The organism is Demequina sp. (assembly GCF_016278775.1).
Lineage (GTDB): Bacteria > Actinomycetota > Actinomycetes > Actinomycetales > Demequinaceae > Demequina.
Genome location: NZ_JADQBF010000075.1, coordinates 1 through 17,261, shown reverse-complemented (window position 1 = coordinate 17,261; position 17,261 = coordinate 1). Strand labels below are relative to the sequence as shown.

Sequence of the window (17,261 nt, the reverse complement as noted above, 5' to 3'; positions counted from 1 at the left end):
CCGGTCAGCGCATCTTGCTGATGCGCTCCGCGACAAGTCCGAGCGCAAGGATCACGCCACCGACAAAGGCGAAACTGACCCACTTTGGCACGAGCGCATCGTGCGCCGCGATCTGACCCACCGCGAGCACGACGGCCGTGAGCGCCGTCGCGAGCAGCGGAGCGAACCAGCGACGAGCGACGCCGACGATGGCGAGCACGAGCGCGGCGAACACGAGCGCGAGGGGGCGCGCGAGCGTCTGTGGCTGGGCGAACAGCGCCAAGTACGAGGGCACCAGTGCCACACCCAGGCCCGGCGCGAGAGCCTCGTAACTTCTCTTGCCAGTGTCCTTGCGCATCCACCACAAGCCCAGGCCGATGAGGGTGCCAGCTGGCACGGCCGTGTAGGCCTCCCACGTTTCGACGCCGACGCTTCCCAGGAGCAGCACCGTCGCGACCGACAACCCACCCAGCGCGACCCATCGTGCCCACCGCATGCCGAGAACCGACAGCCCGTACCACGCCGCGCATGCGAGCAACACGACCATGGCGGCGAGCGCGAGGTCCATGGTGGCGATCGTGCCCGTCACCGTGGCCATCGCGACGATGACGGGGGCGACCTGCGTGTCGAGCCGCGCCGCGACAGCCGCAATCGGCATCGCGAACGCCGTCCCTGAGGCGATCACAGCGGCGTGCCCCGCGTCGAGACCCCACTCGACGCACGTGAGCCACACCGCTGCGGTGCCGGCGAGCGGCGCCACTACGAGCGCGGGCGACCACGTGACCTGGAGCACGCGGTGCGATCGCACGGCGATCCACAACGCCGACGCGGTGAGCAGTCCTAGCGACACGGCGGCCGACCAACGCGCGGTGGAACTCCACAGCACCGCGGCGGCACCCAAGACCGGGCCGACGGCGGGATGCAGTCCCCAGCGCGAGCGCCACCTGATCGCCATCTCGCTGGCCATGAGTGCGGCCGCCGCGAGCCCGATCCATCCGAACGGCGCGGGAACCAGTCCGGCCATCACCAAGAGTGCCGGCGCCATCACCCACGCGGCCCGTGCACGCACCGGGGGCAAGGACAGGGCCGCGGCGACGGCCGCCGCCTCGGCGACCCACCACATCGGGTTGACGTAGTCGATGCCCCCGCTGTGGAGCCTTGCCAACGTGGACGCGGAGAGCCACACCACAACGGGCACAATGGCCGACGCAAAGACCGTGACAGGCAACAGGCCCCACCGCGCGAGCCGTCGCCTTTCGCCCGTCAGCAGCAGGACCGCCCACGCGCCCACCGTCGCGGTCACCACGGCTGACCACAAGGCCCACCCTGCGTTGGCAGGGAGCACGGCCGCCGGAATGGCGAGAGTGCCCACGGTGATCGCTTGCCCGAGCGCCACGCGCGGGTAGCGCCACGCCACACCCGCCAACGCGGCGACAGCGACGGCGACGGACCACAACGCGGGCGAGCGACCGGCGGATCCCGCGGCGACGTGCCCCAAGACCACGAGCGACGAGGCGGTAACCATCGTGGCACCGGCAATGATTGTCACCATCCGCGACGAGCGCCAAGGTCGCAGGAGAGTCACGAGGAATGCCGCGCCCGCCGCGCCAACAGATGCAGCCGCGACAACGCCAACGGCACCAGTGCCCGTGGCCTCGACGAGCCACGCAAGCCCGCTGATCGCGCCTGCGACGAGCGCTGGACCGGCAATCCCTGCTGACACGCGGCCGCGCGCATCGGCGTCACCAGAACTCCATAGCCTGGCCGCCACCGGCGCGACGATCACGGCGGCCGCCGCAATGGCGACACCTCGGAAGGCGTCGAAGCCTTCGACACTCAAGCCGTCGATGAAGGCAAGGTTGGCGATCGCAGCGACCACGGTGAGCGCCCCGGCGAAGGCGCCGACCACGGCCGCGGGGGCCGCTCCCCACGCCATCGGCTCTCCGATGCGTCGTGGCACGATGCGCGCCATCGCGAGCACCGCGACGGTCGCGACCGCCGCCGCGAGAGCGGCGTCCCACGCGGCGTGAGTGAGCGACCAGGTCACGGCGCTGGCTCCCGCGGTGAGCACCAAGGCAATGCCCGCGCCTGCCGTGGTGGGCACGCGCAACGCGGCACCCGCCAATGCGACCACGGCGAAGAGGATCGACCCGATTGCGGCCCACCCCAGAGCCCGGTCCCCTGCCACCTCCGTCCACCGTACGGAGGCGACCGCACCAGCCCCATGCAGTCCTCCCAGCGTCGCGACGATTGCGGCTGCGTGGCGCGCGACCGCTCTCACGTCGCGGTGCCACCACGCTGCGGCGAACCATTGGACGATCGCGGCGAGGGTGAGCGCGACGCCCACCCACCCGAACGGTTCGGGGGCGTAAGACACGGTCAGAAGCGCGAGCGACACCGTACCGAGCCCTGCTCCCACCACAGGGAGGCCCCTGTAGGCGGTGACCGGGAGTGGGCGGGGCCACCGGTCCAACAGCAGGAAGGATGCAGACGCGCCCATGATGGCCGCGCTCGCCCACCAACCGCTCACCATGGACTCAAGCGAGCCGGGCCCTGTCAGGTCGAAGAGCGAAGGTGCCACCACGGCGAAGAGGAGCCACACGGCCACCAACCCGGCCGCCACCGCCAATGGCACCAGCCCGATAAGCCCTGGGACTGCCCACTCGCGTGGAGCGCGCCGCAACGCGGCGACGGCGCCCACTCCGATGGCCACGCCCGCCAGGAAGACGCTGCCCCACGGGACGCTCCACATCGACACCATGCCCATCGCCGACCACGTCACGGCAAACGCCAGGGCCCCTGCTCCCACCGTCGGGCGCCATGTCGCGACGCCTGCACACACGGCGAGCGCGACGACGGCCTGCGTGGCCACGATCAGCAGTGGGGAGGCGGCGACATACGGTGCGACCACGGCGGTTGCCGTGGCCAGGAAGGCGACCGCGATGCCGGAGTTCTGTGCCACCGCACGGTGCAAGGGGACGGTCCAGGCGCGCGCCGCAAGAATCACCAGCACCGCGCCGAGCGCGCCGGTGATCGAGTGGACGGACAGCGCCGTCACGACGCCATCGGTGCGCGCTGCTCCCTCGATGGCCCCTGCCTCCACGGCCAAGGCGAGCGCCCCGGAAGACGCGAGGCCCACGGCGTGAAGTCCCACGCGAGCGAGCACGACCGCTACCGCAGCTGCGACAAGCACCGCCACAGGGAAGGTGAACGGCTCGACGCCTGCCGGCCCAGTCCGTGCCGCATAGACGGCCACGCCTGCAAACGTCGCCGACACGATGGCGAGCGAGCCGCCGATTGTCGGGAAGTGATTGCGGTGTGAGAGCCAACCAAGCCACGCGAACACCGCGGAAAAGCCGATGAGTACGATCATGCGGGCTACCGGCCCGTAGTCGGTCCAGGATGCCGCCACAAAGATGATGCCCGCCAGAATCACGAGTGCCGCCCCGGCCACGCCAAGCAATGTGGCCGCTGACAGCGTCCGGGCGGTCCGCATGGAGGCGTCGCCTGATCGGGTCGCCGTCGTGGCGCCCGAGCCGGCGGCCCCCGTAGCACCAGACGCGGCCTCCGTGACTCCAGACGCGGCCTCCGTTGCGGATCGCGATGGGGGCGCAGCGGCCGGGTTCGCAAACACCGTCGCGCCCGAGGGGGGCCCTTGGTAGGCGGTCGGCGCCGCCGACATCGCGGGCTCGTCAGGGGCGGATGCCTCCGCCCGCGTGCGTGGCGCGCCAGCGAGCACCCCGTTGCGGTAGTCGATCCACCGCTGCTCAGCCTCCTGCAACTCGCCCAGTTTCCGGGCGATCTCGTGGAGTTGCCGGTTCGCGGCTTCGGCGTCTCTCGCCCACCGCGACTGCGGGTCCAGGCCGCACTCGGAACACACCGACTCACCGGCGACGAGCGTGTGACCGCAGTCAGGGCACCAAGACGCCGACCCCCCTGTGGGTTGCATTCCCATGGAGGCACCTTAGCGCCCCCGACTCCTAGGCGAAGCCGGAAGGGGTGCGCCTGTGCAAAGCGCGCGAACCGCTCCCGGTGCGGGCACCGTCCAGCGAGCCCTTGCAGGGTGTTCGAGCGACGGCCCCTAGTGGAGTTGCTGAGCGGCCAACCGGACGTAGAGTCCCTCGGCGGCCAGCAGGTCGGCATGGCTCCCCGACTCGACAATGCGCCCGCCGTCGACCACATGAATGACGTCGGCATCCGCCACCGTGGAAAGCCTGTGCGCCACCACCAGGGTGGTGCGCCCCTTGGCGGCCCGATCGAGCGCGACCTGCACCACACGTTCGCTCACAGTGTCGAGTGCGCTCGTCGCCTCGTCGAGCAGCAGCACCGGCGGATCCTTGAGCAGCACCCTGGCGATCGCGATGCGCTGCTTCTCGCCCCCAGACAGGCGATACCCGCGCTCCCCGACCACCGTGTCGTAGCCGTCCTCGAAGCCCTGGATCGCGTCGTGAATGTTGGCCGCCGTGCACGCCCGCTCCAGCTCGTCGTCGGTGGCGTCGGGCTTGGCGTAACGGAGGTTCTCGGCGATCGTGGCGTGGAACAGGTAGGTCTCTTGAGTCACGACGCCCACCTGCTCGACCACGGACTCCGCGACGAGGGCGCGCACGTCCTCGCCTGCGAAGCGCACCTCGCCTGACGACGCCTCGTGCAGCCTGGCGGCGAGGTACACGATGGTGGTCTTTCCCGCGCCGGAAGGGCCGACGAAGGCGTGAGTCTCCCCTGGCCTTGCCGCGAAGGAGACCCCGTCCAGCGTCGGCGTGGAATCCTCCCGAGCGTCGGGGTAGCGGAAGCTGACGTTGCGAAACTCGATGGCACCCAAGGGCCCGGGCGCCTCCAGCACGTCGCGAGCGTCCGGCCTGTCGGCGATCGCGGGCGTGAGGTCCAGGTACTCGAAGATCCTGGCGAACAGGGCCCGCGACGTCTGCACCTCAAGTGCGACCCGCATGAGCGCCATCAAGGGGAACAACAGTCGCGCCTGGATGGTGGTGAAGGCGACGATGGTGCCTGCCGTGATCGCTGAGCCCCCGTCTTGGCCATTGCGTGCCAGCAGCCAACCGGAGGCCAGGTAGATGACGGCGGGAACAGACGACATGATGACGGTCACGAGCCCGAAGAACCACTGCCCGCTCATCGCCTGCTGAACCTGCAAGCGGATGAGATTGCGGTTTTCCGCCGCATACCTGGCGGATTCGAGTCGCTGACGGTTGTAGACCTTGCTCAGCAAGATCCCGCTGACCGACAGGGTCTCTTGAGTGATCGAGGTCATCTCTGACAGCGACTCCTGGGTCTTGGCGGCGATGCGTTGACGCACCAGGCCCACACGCCTTTGCGCCACCACGAGCGCCGGCATGAGGATCACCGCCAGCAGCGTGAGCCGCCAATCGAGCACGATCATGGCCGCCAGCGACGCGATCACCGTGGCCGTGTTTCCCACGATGCTCGACACGAACGTCGTGAGCACTCCCGCCACTCCGCCCACGTCGTTCTGCAACCGCGACTGGATCACGCCCGTCTTGGTGCGGGTGAAGAACGCCAACTCCATGCGCTGGAGGCCGTCGAACAGGGTCACGCGCAGGTCTCCCGTCACCCTGTTCCCCACGTTCGAGGTCACCCAGGTCTGCCACACGCCCAACCCGGCCGACGCGATGAAGATGACGATCATGAGCGTCACCAGTTCGGTCAGCAGGCCCAGCCTGGGGGCCGTCACGCCGCCGAGGCCATCCGACGGGAACAACGCCCGGTCGAAGATGCGCTGCACGATGAGCGGCGGAACCACGGTCGCCGCCGACGTGGTGAGCACCAGTGCGGCCGTGAGGATCAGTTGCGCTCGGTAGGGACCAAAGAGCGCGCCGACGCGCCTCCACAGGTGCGGGACGTCGGGCGCGGCGGCGTTTTCTGCGCGCAACGCGTCCGGGTCTGCGCCCCCCGTCAAGCCTCGCCCGCGCATACCTCCGCCTGTCGCGGCGCGGCGGGAGCCCGCAGGCGGGTGGGACATGAGCACAGCCTAAACGCGAGAAATCCTGTACCGGCGCGCGATTCGCCGCTGGCGTAGCGGCGAAGGAGTCGCGTCACGGTGCAACCCGCCGCACGCGCAGTACAGCGGTCACACACATTCGGTCACCCGTTGCTGGCCAATCGCGGCGCCCGACACATGCCTGGATGCAAAGTGGCAAAGGTCCCTGGCACGTGACAAGAGTGCAGTTCTACTGTGGAGCCACGCGGAGGCACCGCATCTCGGCAGGCCCTGGGAGGCGCCATGAGTACGTCAACCGTTCTCGTGCGGCGAATCGCCGCACTCTTCGTCGGCGTGAGCCTCGCGGTCTCGCTAAGTGCTTGCGGTGCAGACGAGTCGCCGGGCGCTACCTCTTCCGACGGCGACGACTCCTCCGCTCTGGAGCAAGAGACCGCCGCCACGGAAGCTACCTCAGAGCCGGAAGACGCTTCCGGTGACCTCCCCGACCCTTGCGCGTGGCTGAGCCCTAGCGACCTCGAGTCGGCCGTCGGTACGACGTTTGGGGACGGAGCGATCAATGCGGACCTCTCTACCGACTTCCAGAACATCTGTGAATGGTCGGCGGCCGACGGGAGCTTCCTCATTGTCCAAGTGCTCGTCACGGAGGATGCGGCGACCGTGTCTACCCAACGCGAGTCTGCCGAAGATTTCCTTGGTGAGACCACCGACGTGTCCGTCGAAGGGGCGACAGCCGCCTACACGGTCGCCGGTGGCTCGATCCTCGGCATGGCCATGGGTGACTTCTTTGTGCAGGTGGCCGTGATGAGTACGTCGACCGACGACGTCACGGCTCAGACTGTGGCCCTCGCGGAGATCATCGCCGCGAACGCCTAGCCACAACGCACCCGTATCACTGCAGCATCGGCTCCCACGCGACGTGCCGCTAGGGTGGGGCGCGGCGAGCAGACCCGTTCGCGTAGTCGGAGGTTCCCATGAGCGCCAGGTTCGAAGAACTCGACTGGAGCCCCACTCCCATCGGCGACGTCAGCCTGCGCAGGCGGCTCGACCCCGTCACGGGCGAGGACGTGTTCGAGGTCAAGCTGGACGACGAGTGGCTGATGTCCAGCCAGTTCACTGCGGCCGAGATCGCCCTGGCGCATCTGGGGCTGGCCCGCCTTGAGTCGCCCGATGCAGGCGATTCGACTACCCGGGCCGCCGGCTCCCCCGCACCCCTGGACGTCGTGGTCGGCGGTCTTGGCTTGGGATACACGGCTCAAGCGGCCCTCGAGCACTCCCGCGTGGGCGAACTGCTCGTTGTCGAGTTGCTAGAACCCGTGATCGGCTGGCATGAACGCGGCCTGGTCCCTGTGGGACCCGCACTCACGTCGGACCCTCGCTGTCGCTTCGTCCAAGGCGACTTCTTCGCGATGTCTTACCACGACGGCTACGACCCCTCGCAAGCGGGTCGCCTTATTGACGCGGTGCTGCTCGACATCGACCACTCCCCCACACATGTGCTGGACGACGGCAGCGCGGGGTTCTACGGCGTCGAGGGCATGACGGCGGTCGCGTCACACATGCGCTCTGGCGGCGTGTACGCCATGTGGTCAAACGACCCTCCTGAGCCCGAGTACATGAGCATCCTTGCCGAGGTGTTCGCCGATGTGAGCGCCGATGTCATCACGTTCCCCAACCCCCTGCAGCAGCGCGAGGCGACGGCCACCGTGTACGTCGCCACCAAGGGGTAGCGCGCCGAAGACCACACGACAGGAACAGGGCGTGGCCGCCAGTGGTTGCACCCTGCATGAGAGCCATCACCTACTCCGAGTTCGGCACGCCGGACGTCCTGACCCTCACCGATCTGCCGGAGCCGCGCCCTGGTCCCGATTCCGTAGTGGTCGAGATGCGGGCCGCTGGCATCAACCCCGTGGACTGGAAGGCGCGCCAGGGTTTCCTTGAAGGGTTGATCGACACGGTGTTCCCCGCTGTTCCCGGCTGGGACATCGCTGGCGTGGTGGCGAAGGTGGGCGCCGATGCCCCCGAATTCGAGGTGGGCGACGAGGTCTACGGCTACGCGCGCAAGGACGTGCTAGGCGGCGGCACGTTGGCAGAGCGGGTCGCGGTCCCGGTGCGCGCCCTCGCACACAAGCCCCAGACCGCGTCCTTCGAACAGGCGGCTGCCGTGCCGCTCGTGGGACTGACGGCCTTGCGCAGCGTGCGCCGCTCCCACGTGGGCGAGGGTGATCGGGTGCTCATCCACAACGGCTCTGGCGGCGCGGGCGGGTTCGCCATCCAGTTGGCGCGCCTGGCGGGAGCAACGGTGGTGGCCACCGCCTCCGAGCGCAATCACGAGTACTTGCGCACCTTGGGAGCCACCCCCATCACATACGGAGACGGCCTCGCAGAGCGGGCGCTTGCCGCGACGCCTGAGGGCTTCGACGTGGTCCTTGACTTCGCGGGCGACGGTTCGCTCGATGCCTCTGAACCCGCGATGCGGGAGGGCGCGCGCGTGGTCTCTGTCGCCGACGGACGTGGCGCCCGACGCCTGGGCGGAGTCGTCGTGTGGGTGCGGCCGGACGCCCCAGGACTTGTCGAACTGGCCGAGTTGATCGACGCGGGAAGCCTCACTGTTGACGTGGCGCGCACCTATGCCCTAGAAGACGCCGCCGACGCCTACCGCGAGCTTGAGGCCGGCCATGTGCGAGGCAAACTCGTGATCACGCCGTGAGCCACGCGCCAGCACCGCCGCACTCAGCCCCGCACGTGCTTGCGGAGCTTCTTCATCGCCCACTCGTCGTGGCTCGACGTCGCCGAGACGCAGTACGCCCCGAGTGACGTGGTGCCGGTCCACGGGTAGAACTTCTTGGTGAACAGCTCCTCGCCCGTGCGGGCCGTGATGAGTGCGCGCACGCGCGCACGGGACTCCGCGACCATCTCGAGTGCCTGATCGAGCGTCGTCTGAGCATGGCGGTCCCTGAAGCCGACGTTCATCCCTGCGTAGTTGGTCCACGTGTAGCCCTCCGGCAGGAACGACGCGGCGTCTCCCGCGAGGTTGGACTCTGCCCAGTTCAGCAAGAGAAGGTGCCACTCATGGAGGTGCACCAGCACGTCGCGCACGTTGCGGTCGCGATCCTCGAACGCAAACTCGGCGACTCGCTGCTCTTCGCTCATCGAGTCAATGAGGGCCATCAACTTGGCGAAGCTTGCCTCGCTCGCGTCGAGCAACTCGCCTTGCGATTGCGGTCGTGCCATGGTCGTCTCCCCTCACGGCGCGTCCCTGCGCCGCAGCGTGCCCGGGCTGGTGCGTCGGAGCCTACTCCTTGGTCGTGCGCGTGAACTGAGCCCGCTGCTCAGGCGATTGGTCGTTGCGCCCGTTGATGGATCGCGAACGCGACACGATCTTCCTGAGGAACGTGTCGTCTTGGACCAGCTCGGTGACGTGGTGCTTCACCACACGCTCCGGCATGTAGCGCGCGCCCTTGTTGCGGTACTTGGCCTTGATCCAGCCGGAGATGAAGACGCCCGCGGCGGGTCCCGCCGCAAAGAGGGCGAATGCCAGCCCGGATGAGCCTTCCGATGAACTACTCACGACGCTCTCCTGACTGCCACGTTCGGTTCCGCACTAGCGCCACGCCTGGTCCGCGCCTCACATCGCTGTCTCATCATCCGCCCATCGCCAGCACGGCAATGGCCAAGGGCCACGTGACCACCGAGATGGCCGCGGCCGTCCCCCAAGCCACCCACGCCGCCTTTGCCCTGTTGATCGGCACGCTGCCCATGGTCGCGCCGGTGCGCCCATTGACCGCGATGTAGTGGGTGATCTGACGCCCGCCCCTGGTCTCCACGAAGCCATAGAGCCACACGGGAAGCAGCACGGCCGTCCAGCGGCTGCCCTTGACGTTGACCTGTTCGGACTTCCACGCCACGCCCCTGTCGTAGGGGGTGATGGTCCGTTGAGCACCCGCGCGGGCGAGCGTCATGAAGTGATTGGCCGCATAGGACTCCGCGGCGTCGACGTCCATGTCGCGCCGCTCGGACGTGTACTCGGAACCCAAGAAGTTGCTGTTGAAGCGCACCATGCTCTTCACGTCGAACGGCAGCACCGCGTTGATGATGTTGTTGGTGCTGGCGGTCGAGTGAATATTCGCCTTGTCGGAAGAGGTCTCCACAATGAGGTCGTCGATCTCCATCGACAGTTGCCGCATCACGGTGTAGCGATCGGCGTGGTACTCGGTCCTCTTGTCGTTGACGCGCACCGTGCGGCGCAGCACCTCGCCCTCGCCATCGAGTCGCACGTCCACGTTGCCGTCGACAGTCATGTACGGCATGTAGACGCCCATGACGTTCTCTGGCGTAAACGTGCTTGAGAATCCTGGGTGAGCAAACGTCTTGCGCTGGTTGACGAAGCCGCTGATGTTTGCCATCGCCTGCTCTTTGGTGATGGAGAAGGGCAGGATGCCGTCGGGGACAGCTCCATTCGGGATGCGGTTGTTGAGCGACAGCTCGTGCTTGCACCAGTGGCAGCGAGCGCGCAGGTTGTGATCCGTGTCAATGACCACCTCCGAGCCGCACCCCGTGCACTTCATGGTGACGAGCGCCGCGTCGTCAATGATGTCGACGGCCGCACTGGACACGGTGGTGCCGCGCAATTCGCCGATGCCCTCGCTGAGTTTCATGGCCTCGTCGAGGCTCTGCTCCATCCAGGTGTAGCGGCAATAGGCGCACTGGAACTCGGCCTTGTCCGCGCGATAGTTGACCTCGCTGGCGCCGCACTGCGGGCACCTGACGACGCCGTCGGCTGCGCCCTGAGGCGTGGCGAGTTCGACGTATTCCGGCGCGTCCTCAGGTGCAATGTCAGGAATGGGCAGCGCCGACACGGGTTCCTGCGCCGCCTGGTCGGGCGCCGACGCGGGGTTGGGAGCCGCCTGGTCGGGCGCTACGTGGTCGGGCGCCGACGCATCCAAAGGCTCTGGTACGAAGTCCGGCGGAGGCTTCTCGGCAGTCATGACGCGGCGAGCCTAGAGCCCGAGGACCTTCTTCTTGAGTGCCTCGAAATCGTCCTCGTTGATGAGGCCGTCGTCGAGCATCTGCTTGTACTGGGCCAATTGCACCGCGGGGTCTGCCGGCGCCGCCTGCGCGGCAGTGCCGGTGGTACCGGGAGCGCCGGTGGCGCCTTCGGGCGTGGGCTGGACCAGGTTGCCGATGGCTCCCATCCCCATGCCCATCATCGCGAGGCCAGTGCCCCCGCCACCTGACTCGCCTGCCGACTCGACTCCGCGGGCCACCGACTGCTTGAGGAACGTGTCGGCGCGACCGCCACTCAGGGCGTCGGCCTTCCTCACGTCGGACAGCAGCGCGGTGGTGTCCTCGTCGTATTCGACGGAGACGATCGTGGCCTTCGTGATGGTGAGCCCGCGTTCGGATGACCACTGGTAGTTGGACTCGACCTCTTCTGCGAGCGACCGGGCGAAGCCGACGGAGTCCGACTGGATGCGCGTGATGCGGTGGTTCTTGTCATCGTCGTTGACGTAGCGCGAGAACGCGCCAGCCATCGAGCCGACCACCTCGGCGAACAGTTGCTCAGACACGGCGTTGTCGGTCTCCGTGATGTCGAACACCCTGGCTGATGCCGTGATGTAACTCGCGGGCACCAGCGTCTTCACAAAGAGGATGGGGTCCACGACCTTGAGCACATACGTGCCGCGTGTGACCGCGCCCGCTTGGGCGTTGAGGTAGGCGTCGTCCCAGTAGATGGGCCCCTGCGTCCCGAACTTGTTGTTGGGGATCTCCTTGAGGTTGACGTAGAACGCGAGCTGTTGGCTACCAGGCCGGCCGCCGAACTTGAAGCGCTCCCAAGACGTCTTGAGGGTGGAACTGAACACGCCGCCGCCGCTGAACACCGACTTGGAGTTCTGGTCCTCGCTGTCCCACTTGTAGGCGCCCGGTTCTCCCACCACTGAGGTGATGGCGCCGTCTTGGAAGGTGAGCAGGCCGTAGCCCTCCGGCACGATGATGACGGAGCCGTTGGTGATGATGTTCTCGCTGGCCCTGGTGTTCTGGCCGCGGCCAGCATTGGTGCCTTGAGTGACGGCTGGGAACACGATGGCGGTGTCGCTCAGCCCGCGCGGCGGGACGAGGAAGTCAAGGAACTGGTCGCCGAAGGTCCCCTTGAGGGAGTCCCAACCGGCACCTACGACGATCTGAATGAACCCCACGACGACTCCTGTCTTGTTGGCCCCGATTTTCCCGGCGCCGCATCGCTGCGCTACGTGACGCGCGGCCACCTTGTGTCTGGGAAAACCTATCAGTGGACGGGTGTTGGGGCCAGGGGTGGTGTGCTGCCCGGCAACTAGACGCTTGTGGCCACAGAGTCGCGATTCGCGGCCCCCGAGTCGGCGTTCCCGCGCGTCACCACCCACCCCGCGAGCGCGAACGCCACGCCTGGCACACACAGCGCGAGGCCCACCCACGTGGGTGCCACGTAGCCCCAGCCAGCCGCAATCACCACGCCGCCGAGGAATGCGCCCAGCGAGTTGCCGATGTTCAGCGCCGCGTGGTTGACGGCTGCAGCCATGGTCTGGGCGTCGCCGGCGACGTCCATGAGGCGCGTTTGGATGGCCGGGGAGATCGCCGATGCCGCGAGCCCCACCATGAAGAGTCCAAGCAGCAGCCCCGGCAGGGTGCTTGCGAGGAGGGCGAGCGTGAGGAGCGAGATCGCGAGCGCGCCGAACAGCCAGAAAACGGCTCTGAGCGCGCCGCGGTCGGCCATCCGGCCGCCAACGATGTTGCCGATGGTGGTGCCGATGCCGAGCACGATGAGCGCGGCTGGCACGATGCGTTCGGGAGCGCCTGCCACCTCCGTCGCTAGGGGCGAGACGTAGGTGTATACAGCGAACAACCCGCCGAACCCGAGGGCGCCCGTGAGCAGCGCAAACCACACCGCCGGCCGCGTGAAGGCCCCGAGTTCGCGGCGGAAGGTTGCGTGAGGATCGCCGTCGTGTTCTGGCACGAAGGCGAGGATCGCGGCGGTACACACAGCGAAGATCGCCGCGACCGCCAGGTAGCCGACGCGCCACGAGGTGTGCTGACCAAGAAACGTGATGGCGGGCACGCCGACGACGTTGGCGATGGTCAGTCCTGTCAGGACGTAGGCGACGGCGCGACCGCGCGATCCCTTGCCAAGGAGGTCCGCTGCCACGAGGGCCGCCACCCCAAAGTACGCGCCGTGCGGGAGGCCAGCGAGGAAGCGGAAGATCACGACGGTCTCGAAGGTGGGCGCCACGGCCGACGCGATGGTGCCAACGGTGAACGCGACGGTCAGCCACGCGAGTAGCTTCTTGCGCGGAAAGCGGGCGGCGATCGCTGCGATGGTGGGCGCGCCCACCACCACGCCAGCCGCATAGGCGGAGACGACGATGCCGGCCTTGGCGAGCGCCTCCTCTTGGCTCGACGCGTAGAGCCCGGGCAGCAGATCGCGCGCAATATCGGGCAGCAGGCCCATCGCGACAAACTCAGTGGTGCCGATGCCGAATCCGCCGAGCGCGAGCGACAGGAGCGCGAGCCTGGTGCGCGCGGGGGTGAGTTGGGTCATCATCTGTGCGGTGCCATCCGTCGAGGTGAGCGAGGGTGCGCTCATCATCGAGCCCGGACTGTTCCCCACCATCGTACGGTGACGCCTCGTGCAGCGAGAATCCCCGCGCCCCGTCCGCCGGGCCGCCGCCTAACCCCTGACACCCCTCCAGCCGCCCGCGAGGGCCCGGAGGGCGGGCGCCACTCCCGAGACGCCGCGCCCGGGATGGCGCGGGTACGAACCGGGCACCACCATCGCCAAGAGGAAGCCCAAAACGAGCGCTGGCGGCAGAAGGAACATCGCGAGCAACGCGAACTCTTGCGGGATGTCGTTGCCAGTCACCGTCGCTCCCACGGTCATCACGATCATGACGACCACGAACGCCACGAAGCAGCCGGCTGCGTGAATCAGCCCCACGGCGAGCGCGCCGAACCGGCTGAGGTGGTGGTCGAGCACAGCGCCGATGGGCGCGCACCACACCAAAGGCACAATCACGAGCGCCGCGAAGGTAGTGGCAAGGGCTTCTGCGAATGACGGCGGTGCCGGCGCTGACGAGCCCGCAGACCAAGCCGAGTCTGCGGACCAGGCCAGCGCCAATAGCACCGCGGCGCCCGCAAGCCACGCGAGCACCACTGCCCCCCGTGCTAAAGAGACGCGTCGGGGGCGTTGCCAGACGTCAGCGTCGGCCATGCCCCTCAACGTACGTAGGGTGAGCGCGCCGCGACATGGGCCCTAGGTCCCGCCAGCGCCCGCATGCCAGCGCGCCAACACGCACGCAACCCCCTACTTCCCGCCAGCACGCACACGAGCTTCGAGCTCGCCGGGACTGACCTTCACTGGTGCGCCGTGCCCTGGCAGCACCCAGCTCGCCTCAACCCCTGCCAGCCGCGCGAGCGAATCGAGCGCGCGGTGGGTTCGTCGGTGAAGGGTGCGGGTTGTAGGCCCACCTTCCCCGTCAGCACATGGCGCGTGGTCAAGGCGTCTCCGACGCACACCGCGTCGGCGACCGCAAAGTGCACGGCGACGCTGCCCGGCGAGTGCCCTGGCATGCCGATCACCACGGGCGCACCGGGCAGCGGCAGCACGTCGCCGTCGTTGACCTCGTGAACCTCGGTCAGATACCGGGTGCGGGCGCCTCCTTTGCGGAGGGCGTAGGCGAAGAAGCGCAGCAAGGCCCCCACCTTCACGCGGCCCATGGAAGCCTTCGGCTTGTCTCCGCCCTTGGCGCGGTCGGCATCGGCTGCGTGAACGTAGACGGGTATCCCCGCCTCGACGCGTAGGCGTTCGGCGAAGCCCAGGTGGTCGCTGTCGCCGTGCGTGAGAATGATGCCGCGCACGTCAGCGAGGGTGCGCCCCATCGCGACGAGCTCCGCCTGGAAGTCGCGCCAATGGCCGGGCAGACCCGCGTCAACCACAGTGATGCCCTCGTCCGTGTCGACGAGGTACGCGGCGACGATGTCATTGCCAATGCGGTGAAGGTGGGCACCGATCTTCATGGGGGTTCCTTTCGCGAGGGGTGGCGCACGGGGTGGCCGCGCCACCCCGCATCGGACTCCGATGCTGGACATGGCTAATGTACGTAGGTATCATGGCTACTGTCAATAGCCATAAGTCGTCATATCAGGAGGCCACCCGTGCCGACGCCCCCCCGCACCTCGCTCGACGCCATCGTCACGGCGGGCCGCGCGATTCTCGAAACACATGGCTTAGCAGGCCTGACGATGCAGGCGACCGCGCGTGCTGTGGGCGTGAAGGCCCCCTCCCTCTACAAACACGTCGCGGACCGGGATGCGCTGGTCGGCTTGATTGCCGATGCGGCGGCACTCGATCTGGCGGAGCGACTGGCGGCTCAGGACGGCCTCGCGGGCCTCGCACGTGAACTGCGCGCTTGGGCTCGCGCGCACCAGGAGGCGTATCGCCTCGCGTTCTCCGGACGCGGCTCCGAGCAGGCTCTCGCCACGGCGGCTGCTCCCGTCCTGGCGACCACGCGCGCGCTCGTGGGCGAGGAGTCCGCGCTCGACGCCGCGCGCCTCGTCACCGCGTGGGCGACGGGGTTTCTCTCGATGGAGCTTGCGGGCGCATTCCGACTGGGAGGCAGTGTCGACGACGCGTTCGAGTACGGGCTCGACCGGCTCACGGCGGCGCTGTCTCGGTAGCGCGGCATTCATCACGCCGCGCATCACGCCGCGACCTCGTACCTGGCTCGCCCGCCAAGGCGCGGAGTGCGCAAGGCGTCGATCGAGCGTGGCGGGACAAACCACACCTCACCGTCTCGCACTCGTATCCCCCACTCCTCGCGATGGACACGATGGTGACATCGCGTACAGAGCAGCACCCCGTTGTTGAGGTCCGTCGGCCCACGATCCCTGTCCCACCATCTGATGTGGTGGGCCTCGCACCACGAGGGCGGCGCATGACACCACGAGCACCCTCCGTCACGTTCCACGAGCGCGAGCCGCTGCGCAGGACTGAACAGCCTGCGCGCACGCCCCCAGTCGAGCACCTCGCTCTTGCCCCCCAGTACCACCGGGATGATCTCGGCATCGGCCGCGCCCTGTCGCAGCGCGGATGCCGACACGGGCTGCGCGACACCGTCCACCTCGCCCACACCGCGCCCCGCCTCAAGCTCCGCGCGCGTCATCCGGACCATGACGGTGGTCTTCACACCACTGGTGGGCTGGTCGCAGTCGAGGGCGTGGCGGCACAGGCCCACCAAGATGTCGGCCCGCATCTGTCCCGGGCTGCGAGTGTCGGAAGAAGGGTCATCCCTCCGTTGCTGCATCGCCCACCGCACGTTCGCATCGAGCACCGCGCGCACCGGCGCCGCATCCAAGGGCGTGAGCCTGGCGGTGAGGGTGACCATGCCGTCGGCGTCGTCCCGAAGCGACGCGTAGCGCTCGCCGTGCTGACGCTCCTCGCGCCGCTCCCATGCCTTGGGATCGGCCGACGCCTGCGCCCGCCAGAACAGTGCGCGCACCTGGTGCACGGCAAGCCCCGGAGCCTTGGCGAGAGCCTTGAGAAAGAGGTCGCGGGTGCGTTCGACGTCCGGCAGACCAGCGAGCGCCCGCTCGGCAACGCTGACCACCTCGACCGATATCTCACCCGCGTGCACCGCTCGCGCGAGCTCCGCCCGGAACTGGGCCACCGGTGAGGGCGGCGCCACAGGGGTGGGCTCCGCAACGGCACCCGCCCCAGCGTCAGGCCCAACCAATTCGTCGGCACCCGCCCCAGCGTCGGCACCGACGTCGGCCAACAGCGTCCCTGCGGTGATGAGCCGCTGCGCCTCGGCCACACTGCCGCCCGTGGCCCGCGCAATCAGCTCCCCCGCGGACCGGAAGCCCTCGCGCGCCGCCAGCCCGGCCGAGCCGTCGTCCGGTGTAGAGAGGCCGTCGACCTGGGCGGCCACCTGCGCAAAACCCACATCAACCGCGCGGCTCAGCGCCGCGAAGTCACGCGACAACGCCAGCAATTCCTCACGGGAGAGCCCCGCCAGGCTCACCCCGTCGCGCGCGCAGACGGCATCGGCCGCAGTGCGGATGGGGGCGGTGGTCAACGTCATGAAACCAGTCAATCACTACCCACTGACATCTAACGTCGCCAAACGATATCTAGGTGCATAAAACGGCCGACGCCGACGCGCGCGCCAGCCACGACGGCCTCACCTCCCGGATACTTCAGGGCTAAAGTAGTCCAGGTGACTAGGGAGGACGCGCGCCACGAGCAGGCAGAGCCCGCAGCGCCCCCCACCACCCCAACATC

At 68.3% G+C, this 17,261-nt stretch carries 14 protein-coding genes; 4 read left to right on the top strand and 10 right to left on the bottom strand.

Annotation, left to right across the window (positions count from 1 at the left end; translation table 11 throughout):
- Nucleotides 1–4: 4 nt before the first annotated feature.
- Together QZZ33_RS08875 and QZZ33_RS08870 are read right to left on the bottom strand one after the other, a co-directional pair.
- Entirely contained in the window at nucleotides 5–3,934 is a 3,930-nt protein-coding gene (locus QZZ33_RS08875) for a hypothetical protein (RefSeq protein ID WP_291379494.1), read from the bottom strand.
- A 126-nt stretch (nucleotides 3,935–4,060) separates the two neighbouring features.
- Nucleotides 4,061–5,926 (bottom strand): ABC transporter ATP-binding protein, encoded by a 1,866-nt coding sequence (locus tag QZZ33_RS08870; protein ID WP_291379516.1) that lies wholly within the window; start codon nucleotides 5,924–5,926, stop codon nucleotides 4,061–4,063.
- 309 nt (nucleotides 5,927–6,235) lie between these two features.
- Here QZZ33_RS08870 and QZZ33_RS08865 point away from each other — a divergent pair, with 309 nt between their 5' ends.
- The 3 genes from QZZ33_RS08865 (at nucleotide 6,236) to QZZ33_RS08855 (ending at nucleotide 8,660) form a co-directional block, all read left to right on the top strand.
- Nucleotides 6,236–6,826: a DUF3558 family protein gene (locus QZZ33_RS08865; RefSeq protein WP_291379492.1), complete on the top strand. Its 591-nt coding sequence runs from the start codon at nucleotides 6,236–6,238 to the stop codon at nucleotides 6,824–6,826.
- Nucleotides 6,827–6,924: 98 nt separating this feature from the next.
- Entirely contained in the window at nucleotides 6,925–7,680 is a 756-nt protein-coding gene (locus tag QZZ33_RS08860) for a spermidine synthase (RefSeq protein ID WP_291379490.1), read from the top strand.
- Between the two features lie 56 nt (nucleotides 7,681–7,736).
- Complete coding sequence (locus tag QZZ33_RS08855) at nucleotides 7,737–8,660, top strand: NADP-dependent oxidoreductase (protein WP_291379489.1); 924 nt, start codon at nucleotides 7,737–7,739, stop codon at nucleotides 8,658–8,660.
- Nucleotides 8,661–8,683: 23 nt separating this feature from the next.
- Here QZZ33_RS08855 and QZZ33_RS08850 read toward each other — a convergent pair whose 3' ends face one another.
- From QZZ33_RS08850 to QZZ33_RS08820, 7 genes are all read right to left on the bottom strand, one after another.
- Nucleotides 8,684–9,184: a ClbS/DfsB family four-helix bundle protein gene (locus QZZ33_RS08850; protein WP_291379487.1), complete on the bottom strand. Its 501-nt coding sequence runs from the start codon at nucleotides 9,182–9,184 to the stop codon at nucleotides 8,684–8,686.
- Between the two features lie 61 nt (nucleotides 9,185–9,245).
- The gene (locus tag QZZ33_RS08845; protein ID WP_291379485.1) at nucleotides 9,246–9,521 is read right to left on the bottom strand and encodes a hypothetical protein; all 276 of its coding nucleotides are present in this window, start codon (nucleotides 9,519–9,521) and stop codon (nucleotides 9,246–9,248) included.
- A 73-nt stretch (nucleotides 9,522–9,594) separates the two neighbouring features.
- Entirely contained in the window at nucleotides 9,595–10,938 is a 1,344-nt protein-coding gene (locus tag QZZ33_RS08840) for a TFIIB-type zinc ribbon-containing protein (RefSeq protein ID WP_291379483.1), read from the bottom strand.
- 12 nt (nucleotides 10,939–10,950) lie between these two features.
- Nucleotides 10,951–12,147 (bottom strand): SPFH domain-containing protein, encoded by a 1,197-nt coding sequence (locus tag QZZ33_RS08835; protein ID WP_291379482.1) that lies wholly within the window; start codon nucleotides 12,145–12,147, stop codon nucleotides 10,951–10,953.
- Nucleotides 12,148–12,281: 134 nt separating this feature from the next.
- Nucleotides 12,282–13,571, bottom strand: coding sequence for an MFS transporter (locus QZZ33_RS08830; protein WP_291379481.1), 1,290 nt, complete (start codon nucleotides 13,569–13,571; stop codon nucleotides 12,282–12,284).
- 81 nt (nucleotides 13,572–13,652) lie between these two features.
- Nucleotides 13,653–14,192, bottom strand: a complete 540-nt coding sequence (locus tag QZZ33_RS08825; protein ID WP_291379480.1) for a hypothetical protein — start codon at nucleotides 14,190–14,192, stop codon at nucleotides 13,653–13,655.
- A gap of 143 nt (nucleotides 14,193–14,335) precedes the next feature.
- Nucleotides 14,336–14,998 (bottom strand): MBL fold metallo-hydrolase, encoded by a 663-nt coding sequence (locus tag QZZ33_RS08820; RefSeq protein WP_291379478.1) that lies wholly within the window; start codon nucleotides 14,996–14,998, stop codon nucleotides 14,336–14,338.
- 138 nt (nucleotides 14,999–15,136) lie between these two features.
- Here QZZ33_RS08820 and QZZ33_RS08815 point away from each other — a divergent pair, with 138 nt between their 5' ends.
- Nucleotides 15,137–15,658, top strand: a complete 522-nt coding sequence (locus QZZ33_RS08815) for a TetR-like C-terminal domain-containing protein (RefSeq protein WP_291379476.1) — start codon at nucleotides 15,137–15,139, stop codon at nucleotides 15,656–15,658.
- A 23-nt stretch (nucleotides 15,659–15,681) separates the two neighbouring features.
- On the opposite strand, the gene QZZ33_RS08810 is transcribed toward QZZ33_RS08815, so the two are convergent.
- Complete coding sequence (locus QZZ33_RS08810) at nucleotides 15,682–17,061, bottom strand: HNH endonuclease signature motif containing protein (protein ID WP_291379474.1); 1,380 nt, start codon at nucleotides 17,059–17,061, stop codon at nucleotides 15,682–15,684.
- Between the last annotated feature and the right edge of the window lie 200 nt (nucleotides 17,062–17,261).

What these genes read in the sequence shown, in the direction of transcription:
- QZZ33_RS08875 (WP_291379494.1), bottom strand. Translation starts at nt 3,934, where the DNA reads ATGGGAATGCAACCCACAGGGGGGTCGGCGTCTTGGTGCCCTGACTGC.
- QZZ33_RS08870 (WP_291379516.1), bottom strand. Translation starts at nt 5,926, where the DNA reads ATGCGCGGGCGAGGCTTGACGGGGGGCGCAGACCCGGACGCGTTGCGC.
- QZZ33_RS08865 (WP_291379492.1), top strand. Translation starts at nt 6,236, where the DNA reads ATGAGTACGTCAACCGTTCTCGTGCGGCGAATCGCCGCACTCTTCGTC.
- QZZ33_RS08860 (WP_291379490.1), top strand. Translation starts at nt 6,925, where the DNA reads ATGAGCGCCAGGTTCGAAGAACTCGACTGGAGCCCCACTCCCATCGGC.
- QZZ33_RS08855 (WP_291379489.1), top strand. Translation starts at nt 7,737, where the DNA reads ATGAGAGCCATCACCTACTCCGAGTTCGGCACGCCGGACGTCCTGACC.
- QZZ33_RS08850 (WP_291379487.1), bottom strand. Translation starts at nt 9,184, where the DNA reads ATGGCACGACCGCAATCGCAAGGCGAGTTGCTCGACGCGAGCGAGGCA.
- QZZ33_RS08840 (WP_291379483.1), bottom strand. Translation starts at nt 10,938, where the DNA reads ATGACTGCCGAGAAGCCTCCGCCGGACTTCGTACCAGAGCCTTTGGAT.
- QZZ33_RS08830 (WP_291379481.1), bottom strand. Translation starts at nt 13,571, where the DNA reads ATGATGAGCGCACCCTCGCTCACCTCGACGGATGGCACCGCACAGATG.
- QZZ33_RS08825 (WP_291379480.1), bottom strand. Translation starts at nt 14,192, where the DNA reads ATGGCCGACGCTGACGTCTGGCAACGCCCCCGACGCGTCTCTTTAGCA.
- QZZ33_RS08820 (WP_291379478.1), bottom strand. Translation starts at nt 14,998, where the DNA reads ATGAAGATCGGTGCCCACCTTCACCGCATTGGCAATGACATCGTCGCC.
- QZZ33_RS08810 (WP_291379474.1), bottom strand. Translation starts at nt 17,061, where the DNA reads ATGACGTTGACCACCGCCCCCATCCGCACTGCGGCCGATGCCGTCTGC.